Raw genomic sequence first — 13663 nt, forward strand, 5'->3', positions numbered from 1 at the left:
AAATATTTTTTATCTTTTTATTCTTAAGTTGCACAATCCTTGCAACATTAAAATATTTTTATGTACTTTGTCACAGCTTGAGTAATTACTCAAGAATTTTTATTGCTTACCGATATTCATCAATTAGGGCAAAAATCTGTCTTAAATTGGCATGACTCAATTTGACTTTTTCACCTTTTAACATCTGAATCAGTTGTTCTAAAGATCTAAGTAAAATGGATGCCTGATGCGGCCCATGTGCCAACAAATAATCTACAATTTGTTGATCCATATGGATGCCACGTCGCGCCAAAACAGAGTTTACGAGCGCTTGTCGGTCTGCGTATAAACTACCATTTGGTACTTTTACACTGACAGCCTGAGTTAATCGAGACTGTAAATCTGGCAGTTCAAGTTTGAGTTCAATGGGCGCCAGCCGAGATGAAAAGACCAATTGACCACCTTCTTCGTTATTATAATTAATCAGGTGAAAAACAGCTTTTTGCCAATGTGGAACTCCGCTAATCGCTTCAATATCGTCTAAAGCCACCAAGTCATAGCGATCGAGCGAAGTAATCGCTTCAGTGGGAGCATCTAGCAATTCAAGCAATGAAACTTGAATTGCTGATTTGCCAATTTCTAAATAGGAGTCACATATTGCAGACAGTAAATGGCTTTTTCCTGTGCCAGCTCCACCATAGATATAGAAACGATTCATTAAACCAGCATGTAACTGACGAACACCATCGATTACATGCCCCCAACTCGGCCCAGAAAAATCACTAATTCGGGCATCGAGTTGTGGTTCTATATCTAGCTGCAATTGACGCATATCTATATTTTGGCCTTATCAATCTTTATGTTCTGATCTTTCAATGTTACTCGAAATTTCAGGATCTTGCAGCGAATTTGCAGACTGATTTTTGAGATCAATATCGACAGCAACTTGATTGGTTTCTACGTTTAAAGTGCCACTTGCAGCATCATTTACGACAAGTCCATCATTTCGGTATAAATTACTTTTCTCGTAATTTTCGCGTGCATGACGTAATAAGACCACAATAATCGCTGCAACGGGTAGTGCAATGAGCATTCCGAGGAGTCCTGCCAATTGCGCGCCTGCAAGGACTGCAAATACCACTGCCACAGGAGACAAACCAATTTTATCGCCTAATAAGAAAGGCTGTAAAATATAACCTTCTATTGCCTGCCCTACCATGAATACCACCAGTACTAAGGCCAAATGCACCCAATCCAAACCGAATTGGAACAGGCAAGCCACAATTGCCGAAATAATACCAACCGCAAAACCCAAATACGGAATAATACTGGCTAGACCCGCAATCATCCCGATGATGATGCCGACCTCAATACCCACCAATTGAAGTCCAACCGCATATACAACGCCCAATAAGAACATTACCAAGAATTGGCCTTTTACAAATGCACCTAAAACTTCATGACATTCGCCCACGATTGTGAGTGTGCTTTTTTCATATTTACGTGGAATAAGTCGACGCATGTTTTCTAACATTCGTTCCCAATCTAATAAGAAATAGAAAGCTATGATTGGAATTAAGACAATCGTGCCACCAATCTGTATGAAATTCAGACCCGATTGTGCCACTTTTAACAACATGGCTTGGATACTGTCTGCACTATAGTTGGTTTGAATATACTCCATGATCGCTGCTGACATTTGCTCTGTATCAATTTCCATCGGTACAAGATTAAATGTCTCTGATAACCACGGCAGGAATGTATAGTTGACCCAATGAATATTGCTTGGAATATTGTTTTTCGCATACATCAACTGTTCCCATACCAGTGGTACGAGGAACCACATTGCAAGGAATATAGCAACACCAATTCCAATAAAGACCAAACTGATAGATAACCAGCGCGGCAAGCCAATATTATGTAATTTATCGACTAAAGGGCTAAATAAATATGCAATTAGAAATGCGCCGATAAAAGGAACAACTACAGGCTTTAATAAGTATAAAACCCATATGATCAATGCTATCCCAGCAAGAACAAATATTCGGCGCAAGGTGCGATCACCCATATAAAGTCACCTTTTTTCAATGTAATCGTTATAGAAAGGAAAATATTTTAATAAAGATAACATTTTAGTGCGAAATAGCATAAGAGTTTTGCATATTCAGGTTATAATCCCCGCGCGAATGCGGAGACTTCATTATGAGCAACTCAACTTCTACCCCAAACACTGGTTTAAGCTACAAAGATGCAGGTGTCGACATTGAAGCGGGCGACGCGTTAGTCGATCGTATCAAATCTGTCGCGAAACGTACTGCACGTCCTGAAGTAATGGGCGGCCTAGGCGGCTTCGGCGCTCTTTGTAAAATTCCTAAAGGTTATGAAGAACCTGTTCTCGTATCTGGCACAGATGGTGTTGGTACAAAATTACGTTTAGCATTGAATTTGAACCGTCATGACACAATTGGTCAAGACTTGGTTGCAATGTGCGTAAACGATCTTCTTGTATGTGGTGCTGAACCACTGTTCTTCCTTGACTACTATGCAACTGGCCACCTCAACGTTGACGTTGCAGCAAATGTTGTGACTGGTATCGGTGCGGGTTGTGAACTTGCAGGCTGTGCATTGGTTGGCGGTGAAACTGCTGAAATGCCAGGTATGTATGAAGGCGAAGACTATGACCTTGCAGGTTTCTGCGTAGGTGTAGTTGAGCAAAGTAAAATTATTGATGGCTCTAAAGTTAAAGCGGGTGACGTTTTAGTTGGTGTTGCATCTTCTGGCGCACACTCAAACGGTTACTCACTTCTTCGTAAAATTTTAGATGTGAAAAACGTCGACCTTACTCAAATCGTTGATGGTCGTCCACTTGCAGATACAGCAATGGAACCAACACGTATTTATGTAAAACCAATTCTTCAGTTATTGAAAGAAGTGGATGTACACGCTATGGCGCACATCACAGGCGGCGGTTTACCGGGTAACTTACCTCGTGTACTGCCAAATGGTGCTCAAGCGGTAGTCAATGAAGCATCTTGGGAATGGCCAGAATTATTCAAACTACTTCAAAAAGAAGGTGGTGTTGAACAATTTGAAATGTACCGCACATTTAACTGTGGCGTAGGTATGGTTCTCGTGGTTGATGCAGCCGATGCTGACAAAACTGTTGAATTACTCAATAGCCTTGGCGAAAAAGCATTCACAATGGGTCACATTGCAGATAATGCTGAATCTGTTGAAGGCGCTGACGAAAAAATCCGTGTAGTTTTCGCATAAGCAACGTTCATGATTAAAATTGCTGTACTTGTTTCAGGCAGCGGATCTAACCTGCAAGCCCTGATCGATGCCAATCTATCAGGTCAAATCGTTGGGGTAATTTCCAATAAACCTGACGCTTTTGCACTGCAACGTGCAAGAAAAGCAAATATTGCAACTGCAGTCATTGAACATAAACAATATCCAAGTCGTGAAGCTTTTGATGATGTGATGCATCAACAACTGCTCGACTGGGATGTTGATTTGGTCATTTTAGCAGGCTTTATGCGCATTTTAAGCGCAAAATTTGTCAAAGCATGGGAAGGAAAAATGATTAACATCCACCCTTCTCTGCTGCCAAATTATAAAGGAATGCATACTCATCAACGTGTTTTAAACACCGGTGATGTCTTCCATGGCTGTACAGTTCACTATGTGACTGCAGAGCTGGATGCTGGTCAAGCGCTTGCTCAAGGCGTACTTAAAGTCAATGTGCATGATCATGCTGAAAGTCTGGCAGATCGGGTTCACGTGCTTGAGCATGTGATTTACCCTCAAGTGGCAGAATGGATTTGTAATGGCACCATTCAACACACTGAAAACGGTGTTTTATATCGTGGCGAGCCTTTGCAACAACCTGTTCAATTCTGTAAGTTCTAAGCAACTGTATAATTTAACAATCAACGCATCTTAGGGTGCGTTTTGTTTTTCAGTGCCAAATAAAACTCTATTTATTACTAAAATCTAAAATCTAAAATCTAAAATCTAAAATCTAAAATCTAAAATCTAAAATCTAAAATCTAAAATCTAAAATCCATTTTTGCAGAATGTTCAACTTTATGATCAATATGTAGTTTTTAGTTAAATTAAAGCTTTTAGCATCATTAAAATAATAAGCTTATATTGCAATTAGTAAACCTTATAAATCTAGAAATATTACATCCTTCAAAAAAAGTGGAGAAAATCACATGTTAAAATCCATCACACTGGCGACTTGTGCATGTATAACACTGGGTATGATTGGTTGTGCTACGACATCAAATCCGGCTACTGATCGTAATTTAGATAAATTACAAAACAAAAATTGGGTTGCGAGTGAAATTCAAGGCGTTAAGCTTGAAGCTGACCCTAACAATTCGAACGTACCCACCATCACTTTCGACGATACTCGTGTAAGTGGTTCTGATGGTTGTAATCGATTCATGGGCGGTTACGCTGTGCAAAACACAAAAATCCAATTTTCAAACCTTGCTACAACACAAAGAGCGTGTTTGACTGCGACAAATATTCCTCAACATTTTTCGCAGGCATTGAGCCAAGTTACTCATTATGATGCCTCTAAAGATCATTTGAAATTTTTAGATGCCAACAACAAAGTTGTTTTACAATTTGAAAATGCGAAATAAATCTCAAAAGTAGAATGTTTCATTCATAAAAAAAGCACTCTATAGAGTGCTTTTTTTTGTGTTGTCGTTTTTAAGCTTTAATGATGACGCTTAGGCAATTTAAGTAAATCTTTGATCAATTCAACAGTTTCCACAGGATGTTCCAATGGGAACATATGACTCCCCGCAACAACTTTAAATGGAATCCCAAATTTTTTCTCAACCTTTTGTGGAAAGTGCCGAGCTAAAAATGGTCCCTGCTCTGCAATTAACTGCTGTACAGGTACTTGCGGTTGAGCATGAGGTAACCACCACAGTGAAGGATTGGTTCGAAAAATATGAACTTCATCATCACGTGAAATCGTCAACTCCACCCCACCACGCAGTTTATCGTCCATCAAGGCATGATCAATATAAGCTTGATAACAGTCTGGATCGAAATCTTTATAAAAACCTTTCGGCCTTAAAAGCTCTGCTGCTTGTTCACGGCTGTCCCAATGATCACGACGACGCTTCGACAATCCTGCTGGGGACATTTTATCGAGGACTTTAAGTTTGAGGAGTTTTGCGATGTGCAAAGCAAAAGACTCTTTCCCCATGATCATAGGCGGATCAATCATTAACACTTGTTCAAACAATTCTGGGCGTTGTAAAGCAGCCTGAAATGTTAAAACCGAACCTAATGAGTGACCTAATCCAATCACCTTACGACCATTGGCCTGACGTACAATACTGTCAATGACTTGCTGTGTTAAGCTTTTCCAATGGTTATCGATTGGGTAACGCTTATCAGGCCCAAGTAACGGCACATAGATCACATCATATTCATCACTCAGTAAATCAAACAATTTTTGATAAACCCGTGATGGCACGCCATTGGCGTGCGCAAAATGAATTAACGGTTTCATTGTAACTTCGTGCTGTTTTCAGATTGAACCTGTTGTGACAATGCGCTTGCCAAACCTTGACCAAATGAACTTCCCATACGACCAAGTACAGAATCAAATGGACTATTTTCAATGGTGTAGTTCACAGCTTTTTCAGTTTTCAACTCACGTTTCAGGCTATTTAAACTACCTGTACGGTCAGCAATACCCAGCTTCACAGCCTGATCACCTGTCCAAAATAAACCTGAGAAAATAGCCGGATCATTCGATTTTAATTTCTTACCGCGACCTTCTTTCACGGCATTAATAAAATGCGCATGAACGTTATCGAGTACACCTTGAACATGTGCTTTTTGTGCAGTATCGACAGGTTGAGTCATGGATAAAATCGCTTTGTTCTCACCCGAAGTCATGGTGCGATCTTCTACACCAAACTTTTGCATCAAACCACTAACGCCATAGTTCGGCATGATCACGCCAATTGAACCCACTAAACTTGAAGGATTGACAATAATTTCATCTGCGGCAGAAGCAATATAGTACGCACCTGAAGCACCAGTATCACCAATAATGGCATACAGTTTTTTATCGGTATGGGCTTTTTTCAAGTACTGAATTTCTTGCCAGATTTCATCAGACTGAACAGGTGAACCACCCGGTGAATTAATATTTAAAACAACCGCTTTGCTTTGTTTATTTTCATAAGCTTTTTTCAAAGCTTTGATGGTATTTGCGCTGTTTACACTTTGCTTGTCCGCTGCAATGGTCCCAATGATATCAACCACAGCAATATGTGAACCCGCTGTCGCTGCTGGATCAGATGACGACATGCTGCAACTTTTTGCCATCGCAATGATAATAAATAACAAATAAGCAAAGGTTAAAAATTTAAAAAATATACCCCATCTACGTGCTCTACGTTGTTCTTCAACGGAAGAAAGCACGGCTTTTTCTAATATTTTCCATTCATTTCCAGTTGGCTGCTGGATATTGTTTGAAGAACTTTGCTGTTTTTCTTCAGGTTTTGGTGGCCATTCGGACATAAAAAAACCCATTTGATCGTTAATTTGTAGTCATTATATACACGCTAATCGCTATAACTGTCTAATCAATTCATTTTCCCCTATAATTATTTTAAATTTTCTTTCATTTCTTTCAGACTTAAATAAGATGACCGACCAAAATTCACAGGACACCACATATCACCTGTTAAAATTTATCAGCCGTCAACCTATTCAAATTTCTAGATTAATTGCAAAAGGTTTGGCTGGGTTAGTCAATGTTTTAAAAATCTCTAAAACCTACTCTACGATTCAACGCAATCTTAAAATTGCATTGCCTGAATTATCAGAGTCAGCTCGCATTCAACTCACTAAACAAGCGATTCGAAACGAACTTTGTTCTTATTTTGAATTTTTTAACATTTGGGGTGCAAGTACAGAAAAAAATATTCAACGAATTCATCACGTACATGGCGCTGAATATTTACATGAAGCGCTCGCCCTACAAAAAGGCGTTGTACTCGTGGTACCACATTTTGGTACTTGGGAAATCATGAATGCATGGGTTGCGCAGTACACTCAAATGACCATCATGTACAAGCCGGTAAAAAGCGAATCTGCCAACAATTTTGTCCGTGCTGCTCGAAGCCGTGAGCAAGCAATATTGGTTCCTACGGATGAATCAGGTGTACGTCAGATTTTCAAAGCATTAAAACAAGGTGGGACGACTGTGATCTTGCCAGATCATACCCCCAATGCCGGCGGCGAAATGATTCCATACTTTGGTATTCCACTAAAAACCAGCAACTTAAGTGCAAAATTAATTCAAAAAACCAAAGCACGTGCGCTCTTACTGTATGCCATTCGTAACGATAATCATGGTTTTGATATGCATATCGAACCTATGGATGAGAATATCTATCAAGGCAATGCAGATGATGGCTCAATAGTTATCTTTAAAGCAGTGGAAGATTTAATTCATCGTTATCCAGAGCATTATCACTGGAGCTATAAACGCTTTAAAGCCAATCCAAAATTGAGAAATCTATACAATATTAGTGATGAAGAAGCCGCTCAACGCATTCGTGATATTCGTGAGGAATATCAACAACAGCAAACAATGATAGTGTCTGAATAACATCTTCAAACCCTGCCCTTGAGCGAGTTTCTCTATTCGGATTCTTTTGATAGCCTGCGATATAGATCGAGCCATTTATACTTTGTTCGCTCTTCGATCAACTCGATTTGCTGTTTATTTTGCTTGAAATGAATACTTCCACTCTGTGCGGTCTGTAAGAGTGGGATGTCTAATTGTTTGAGCCGTGTTTGGGTCAACTTTGCAGGATGTCCATAACGATTAAACCTACCCGCAGAAGCAATCGCCAACTTGGGCTTAAAATGGTTTAAAAACGCATAAGCTGAACTGTGCCGACTACCATGGTGTCCAAGCACCAAAACATCGACTTTAAGGTCTGGATAATCACGTAGTATTTGATATTCAGTCTCCCAACCTGCATCCCCCATCAATAGAAAATGTTGTGGCCCATTGACACCTTTGACCGTGACATATAAAACACAAGAACGCTCATTGGCATTCCAATGAGCATCTGTGAGATCTTCTGGCTTTGGCGAAAGTATTTCAAAATAAATTTGCTGATCCCAATTCCACTGCTGACCACGCTGACATAAGCTTTGTGGTGCATGGTTCGTGGTTTGTACCCGCTCATTACTTAAAAGCTGCCCAATATCAAGCTGTTGCTCCAATGAGAAAAAGCCACCGCTATGGTCTTGATCTAAATGAGTCAATAACACCCGATCTAGCCGATGAACGCCTTGCACACTCAAAAATGGCCGGATGATATTCTGCCCGACACTAAATTGACTTTCATCATAGTTTCCACCGAAGTCCACCATCATGTGATGGTCCGCAGAGCGGATATAAATCGCCTGCCCTTGTCCCACATCTAAAATTGAAAGCTGAAATTTTGATGGATTTTCCCATGGAATAAACAGGGCTAAAAAGGCAATGACTGCCCAAAATTTTGGCAAGATTCCTTCAGGTAAAAATAAGATTACTATGGCCAGTATCAACAGTATGATTTGAGTTGACGTCAATGCAACATTTTGCATTTGTGGTGCAAAGAGTCGATCTAAACCATAGAGAAATACATGCAACATCTCTAAGCACAGATCATTGAATAAAAAGACCAAATGCGCCAAAGGTGTAGAAATATATGAAAGTGCCCCTCCGATGATATCTAAAGGAACCACCACTGCCCCTAACCATGGGATGGCGAATAAATTACTTAATGGGCTAATCCACGTGACTTGCTTGAAAAAAATCACCATCAATGGAAATAAAGCGACAAAGATTTTCCATTGTGATTCCACCATCAACCACATTGAATGCTTTAACTTTTGCCAAAAACTGACTTCCGCTTGAGCCAGTAAATGCATCCTTAAGGTTTGATATATCCGCAGTAAAATAAAGCATGCGCCATAAGACAACCAAAATGCCGCGGATAAAATACTAAAGGGATCCACGAGCAATAAAATTGCGGCACTAAAAACCAGCAGTTGAAAAGGCTGAATGGTTTGCCGTAACAAAAGCATGCTACTTGCGACAAGGCAGATCGTCAGCGTTCTTAGTGCTGGTATTTCAAAACCGGTAAATGCACAATATAAAAGGACACAGAAGATAAAGGGCACGACCAATACATATTGTTTCGGCCACTTGAGATAGATTTTGGGATAATACTTACGGATACCCAACTGCATCGCCCAACAGAGCATGCTGGCAAAAACCAGTACATGCGGACCAGAGATCGCTAGTAAATGACTCATGCCAAAGCTTTGAAATAATTCACTGGTGCCTTCAGTGAGTAAACTTTTATCACCAGTAAGCAGTGCTAACAGCAAGCCATGATTCCGTAGCGGTTGTTGGTATATAAACGCTCTTAAATATAAACGTTGTTGTTCGACTTTTATTTTGAACTGGTGTAGCACACCTTGATGTCGTTGATACTGCTGCCCATAGCCCATCGCAATCACATGTTGAGGTGGTATTAATTCCACCGACTTCACCTTTAAACTGGCATGTATATTTTGCTGTACGCTCCACCGCTCTTGGTCAAATGCACCTTCTGTCACATAGCTTTGGGTAGGTCGTAACTCACCATACATACGATAGTATTGTCCAGGGACCAACTGAATCGTCTGTTCATTATTTTGCAAAATTGAATTGGGTAAATACGCCATAAAATATTGAATCTGCTGATTCACATTGAGCACTTCAATTTTTTGCTGAATTGCTTGGTCTTTGAGTTGGCTGATCTGTGGAATATACGCTATAAACTCGCCTTGTCTGCTCTGATGTTCAACCAATGCCAAACGCTGATCGAGTTGAGTATTGGCGAAACTAAAGCCGAGAATTGCACCTATGCAAAGATTTGCACTGAGCTGTAAGATTTTCGAAAAGATACTTTTTAGTTTTGGTGAAATGTAGAGCTGTAGCACTAGCCAAATCAGGACAATAAAAAGCAACTGAGCTGTCGAGAGTTGTGGATTCCAAAACATGAACCCCATAAAAGAAATACCTAAAATCCAGCCAATACAAAAACTTTGTAACATGAGTCGTCATTATTTTTATTATGTGCTGGCAATAATAAAGCCCACCGCGGTGAGCTTCAATCAAACAATCTTAATCCACTAATTTTTTACAAAATCAATTTAGCGCTTAGTCATCTACCCATAAACCATCTTGCATATGCAAAATCGCATCAGCAGATTGAGCTAAATATTCATCATGGGTCACAATTAGCATTGCCATGTTAAATTCTTTACGTAATTCAGACAGCAACTCAAAAATCCTCACCGCGGTTTTGCGGTCTAAGTTCCCTGTTGGCTCATCAGCCATCATCAACTTAGGTCTTGCTACCAATGCACGAGCCAAAGCCACACGTTGACGTTCACCGCCTGAAAGCTCACCCGGTTTGTGCGTCATGCGGTGGGAAAGTCCAACGCGTTCCAAAAGATATTCAGCTTGCTGCTTCACTTCTTTGAAGTTACTCGACTTACGTAACATCAATGGCATTGCCACATTTTCAAAGGCGGTAAATTCAGGCAGCAAGTGATGGAATTGGTATACAAAACCTAAATGCTCATTACGGATATAACCACGCTCTGCTTCACCTAAAGTGTCAAAGCGTTGACCATTAATCATCACTTGACCCGATGTTGGACGATCTAAGCCACCCAATACATGCAACAACGTACTTTTACCAGAACCACTTGACCCCACAATCGAAACAAACTCACCTGCTTTGACTTGTAATGAAAGTCCACGAATCACATCGACTGTAGACTTCCCATCGGTAAAAGATTTGGTAATGTTTTGGGCATCTAAAACTAAATTACTCATAGCGTAGAGCCTCTGCAGGTTGAACTTTAGCTGCACGTAATGCCGGATAAATAGTCGCGATAAAGCTAAGACCCAATGATAAAGATACAATCACCACAACATCTTGCCATCTTAAATAAGACGGTAAATAGTTGATGAAGTAAGCATCAAACATATTTAAGCCCAATGTTGTATTCAACCAACCGACTAAATTACTAATACTCGATGCAGCGATAATCCCTAAAATCGCCCCAGACACCGTACCAATCACCCCAATCACTGTACCTTGCACCATGAAGATCCGTGTGATTGTAGCCGGTGAAGCGCCTAGAGTACGCAAAATGGCAATATCGGATTTTTTATCAGTAACCACCATCACCAATGAAGACACGATATTAAATGCTGCAACCAATACAATCAGGAACAGCAATAAACTCACCATTGCCTTTTCCATTTGAATCGCGCTGAATAGGTTGCCGTGTGTATAAGTCCAGTCAGAAGCATAGAAGTTTGCAGGTAGATCACGCACAATTTCTTGAGACACTTGTGGCGCTGCAAAAATATCATCCAACTTCATACGGATGCCTTGCGCACCATCTGGCAGTCTTAATAAAGTCGACGCATCGTTCAGGGCCACGTAGCCCATCATCGAATCAACCTCTGCACCAATACTGAAAATACCCACAATTTTAAATCGTTTAAAACGCGGAACGACCCCAGCCGGCGAAGGAGTTGCTTCAGGAAGCACTAAGGTCACACTGTCATTCAAGCCTAAACCTAAGGCATCTGTCATTTGCTTGCCAAGGACAATACCAAACTCACCTTTTTTCAGGTTATCGATACTGCCTTCCACCATATGGTCTTGGATAATTGATACCTTTTTTTCATACTGCGGTTCAATCCCACTGACCATAATGCCAGACACTTGACCTTGTGCCGTCAACATTCCCTGTAATTGGGTGAATGGTGCGACCCCTTGAACATGCTCATGCTGCTCAATTTTTTTTGCAAGTTCAGGCCAATTTGTTAAAATTTGTGTTGAAGAAACAGTGGCTTGAGGTATCATTCCTAAGACACGAGTTTTCAGCTCACGATCGAAACCATTCATCACAGATAAAACTGTAATAAGGACTGCCACACCAAGCGTGAGGCCGATCATGGATACCAGAGCAATAAAAGAAATAAAGTGGTTACTGCGCCGAGCGCGAGTGTATCTCAACCCTATATACAGCGAGATTGGTTTAAACATAACCATCTAGTCCGAGGTAATATATTATGGAAAATTTACAGCATCAAAGCGTTCAAACTGAACGCCGTGTAATGTCGCGTATCGATGCTGCTTTGCGCATCAACTATCAGATTATCTCTGATGATGTTGCACTGAATGATCCTTACGATCCTAATTTTGTATTGCCGCGCTATTTTCTACTACTTGCTGAATTAGATCAATTTGATCATGCACTCAACTACGAATTAGAACAATTAGCTGAGAAAGATCAACAAATTGCTCGAATCTTATCCTTATTTAACCAAAAGTTAAACCTTATTACGGGTTCTTTATACGACGCAATTGTACAAAGCATGTTACCAGTGCCTGAGCATGTGAATTTCTCAGAGACTGGTTTGAGCTTTTTTAGCGAACGCGCGATTAAAGAAGGTACTTATATCCATGTGACCTTAAGCCACCCTGAAAATTTCTTCCATATTGCGGCAACAGCACAAGTGGTTTATAGCCGTGAAGAAGAAAGCAACTTATATCGTACGGGTGCCTATTTTATCACGCTGCTCCCTCAAGACCGCGTCAAACTTGCAGAGTGTATCGCACTGACCCAAAACAAAGAGTGATTTTTAATCAATGTTTTAATTTGTGGGCGAGCTCTCTGTTCGCCCGAAAATCTTTATAAAAATAAACAAACAAGCCTGATAATAGAATCACAGCACCAAGTAAAACCATCAATGATAATTTTTCATCATTCAGTAAAGCACCAAAGAGCATAGCAAGCATGGGTGTGAGTACCGTTGTTAAAGACAAAGTTGTCGCCTTGATGTTTTGTACCAGTTTGAAATAACAAAACATGGCAATCAATGAAGCCATAATCACTGCATAAAATAAGCCAATGAGCGCTTTAGTTGAAGGCATCTGTGTCGGTGCATACTGCCATATAAACGGTAGCATCGCGGCAGAAAATAGTGCTGAGATAAGAATCGAACCTGTGGCTTGAGACATGGGCTGCAAAGGTGCATTGACTTTTTTCACCCAAAAAATCGACATACAGTAGACGAACACGCTCATTAACATTAAGACGATACCAACAGGCTGTACGTGCTGATCACTGCCGCCTAAGCAAATAATGGCTAAACCACAGACGGCAATCAACATCCCAATCCATTGCAAGCGATGCAGATAGGTATGAAAGAAGAAACGACCGATCAGACCCGTCATAATTGGTGCCAAACCAAACATCAGGGCAATAATGCCTGAGCTGAGATAGGCCGTTGCCATATAGGTAAAAATCTGAGAACCAATAAAACTAAACGCCCCCGCCAAATAACTGTGCAGCGAGGTTTTATCCATCGGCAGTTTATGTTTAAAAATAAACAATAATGCGACAGCCAAGGGTAATGCGATAAAAAAGCGTAATGTCAGTGCCCAAAACGCATTGATATCACTGACACTCCAAACGATGGCAAGTGGCGTGGTCGACCAAATAAAGACCAACAACGCATAGGTGGTCGCTAGATTTGTTTTAGATGGCATGG

General features: G+C 40.5%; 13 protein-coding genes. 5 read left to right on the plus strand and 8 right to left on the minus strand.

Going from position 1 to position 13663, the window contains the following annotated elements; translation table 11 throughout:
* Positions 1-106: 106 nt before the first annotated feature.
* Together hda and cxpE are read right to left on the minus strand one after the other, a co-directional pair.
* Positions 107-811, minus strand: a complete 705-nt coding sequence (hda, locus tag FTV04_RS09220; RefSeq protein WP_078190380.1) for a DnaA regulatory inactivator Hda — start codon at positions 809-811, stop codon at positions 107-109.
* A gap of 18 nt (positions 812-829) precedes the next feature.
* Positions 830-2047, minus strand: coding sequence for a chloramphenicol efflux transporter CxpE (gene cxpE / locus FTV04_RS09225; protein ID WP_180089303.1), 1218 nt, complete (start codon positions 2045-2047; stop codon positions 830-832).
* 134 nt (positions 2048-2181) lie between these two features.
* Here cxpE and purM point away from each other — a divergent pair, with 134 nt between their 5' ends.
* The 3 genes from purM to FTV04_RS09240 all read left to right on the plus strand — a co-directional run bounded on the left by purM (position 2182) and on the right by FTV04_RS09240 (position 4637).
* Complete coding sequence (gene purM, locus FTV04_RS09230) at positions 2182-3252, plus strand: phosphoribosylformylglycinamidine cyclo-ligase (RefSeq protein ID WP_078190382.1); 1071 nt, start codon at positions 2182-2184, stop codon at positions 3250-3252.
* 9 nt (positions 3253-3261) lie between these two features.
* The gene (gene purN, locus FTV04_RS09235) at positions 3262-3891 is read left to right on the plus strand and encodes a phosphoribosylglycinamide formyltransferase (protein WP_180089304.1); all 630 of its coding nucleotides are present in this window, start codon (positions 3262-3264) and stop codon (positions 3889-3891) included.
* A 308-nt stretch (positions 3892-4199) separates the two neighbouring features.
* Complete coding sequence (locus tag FTV04_RS09240) at positions 4200-4637, plus strand: META domain-containing protein (RefSeq protein WP_078192049.1); 438 nt, start codon at positions 4200-4202, stop codon at positions 4635-4637.
* A 77-nt stretch (positions 4638-4714) separates the two neighbouring features.
* On the opposite strand, the gene FTV04_RS09245 is transcribed toward FTV04_RS09240, so the two are convergent.
* Together FTV04_RS09245 and sppA are read right to left on the minus strand one after the other, a co-directional pair.
* Positions 4715-5524 (minus strand): alpha/beta fold hydrolase, encoded by an 810-nt coding sequence (locus FTV04_RS09245; RefSeq protein WP_180089305.1) that lies wholly within the window; start codon positions 5522-5524, stop codon positions 4715-4717.
* The gene (gene sppA / locus FTV04_RS09250) at positions 5521-6546 is read right to left on the minus strand and encodes a signal peptide peptidase SppA (protein WP_180089306.1); all 1026 of its coding nucleotides are present in this window, start codon (positions 6544-6546) and stop codon (positions 5521-5523) included. The genes FTV04_RS09245 and sppA overlap by 4 nt, the downstream gene beginning before the upstream one ends.
* Positions 6547-6673: 127 nt before the next feature.
* On the opposite strand from sppA, the gene FTV04_RS09255 reads away from it, so the two are divergent.
* Entirely contained in the window at positions 6674-7642 is a 969-nt protein-coding gene (locus tag FTV04_RS09255; protein ID WP_180089307.1) for a lysophospholipid acyltransferase family protein, read from the plus strand.
* A gap of 32 nt (positions 7643-7674) precedes the next feature.
* Here FTV04_RS09255 and FTV04_RS09260 read toward each other — a convergent pair whose 3' ends face one another.
* The 3 genes from FTV04_RS09260 to FTV04_RS09270 all read right to left on the minus strand — a co-directional run bounded on the left by FTV04_RS09260 (position 7675) and on the right by FTV04_RS09270 (position 12152).
* Positions 7675-10134 (minus strand): DNA internalization-related competence protein ComEC/Rec2, encoded by a 2460-nt coding sequence (locus FTV04_RS09260; protein ID WP_180089308.1) that lies wholly within the window; start codon positions 10132-10134, stop codon positions 7675-7677.
* Between the two features lie 106 nt (positions 10135-10240).
* Positions 10241-10924, minus strand: a complete 684-nt coding sequence (gene lolD, locus FTV04_RS09265; RefSeq protein ID WP_168378071.1) for a lipoprotein-releasing ABC transporter ATP-binding protein LolD — start codon at positions 10922-10924, stop codon at positions 10241-10243.
* A complete protein-coding gene (locus FTV04_RS09270) occupies positions 10917-12152 on the minus strand; it encodes a lipoprotein-releasing ABC transporter permease subunit (RefSeq protein WP_078190389.1) in 1236 nt (411 codons plus the stop codon). The genes lolD and FTV04_RS09270 overlap by 8 nt, the downstream gene beginning before the upstream one ends.
* 26 nt (positions 12153-12178) lie before the next feature.
* Here FTV04_RS09270 and FTV04_RS09275 point away from each other — a divergent pair, with 26 nt between their 5' ends.
* Complete coding sequence (locus tag FTV04_RS09275; protein ID WP_078192054.1) at positions 12179-12748, plus strand: PilZ domain-containing protein; 570 nt, start codon at positions 12179-12181, stop codon at positions 12746-12748.
* A 7-nt stretch (positions 12749-12755) separates the two neighbouring features.
* Here the strand turns inward: FTV04_RS09275 and FTV04_RS09280 are convergent, their stop codons facing one another.
* Positions 12756-13661, minus strand: coding sequence for a DMT family transporter (locus FTV04_RS09280; RefSeq protein ID WP_168378072.1), 906 nt, complete (start codon positions 13659-13661; stop codon positions 12756-12758).
* Positions 13662-13663 lie beyond the last annotated feature (2 nt).

Origin of the sequence: Acinetobacter sp. YH12219 (genome assembly GCF_013417875.1) — a bacterium.
In the GTDB taxonomy this organism is placed as follows: domain Bacteria; phylum Pseudomonadota; class Gammaproteobacteria; order Pseudomonadales; family Moraxellaceae; genus Acinetobacter; species Acinetobacter amyesii.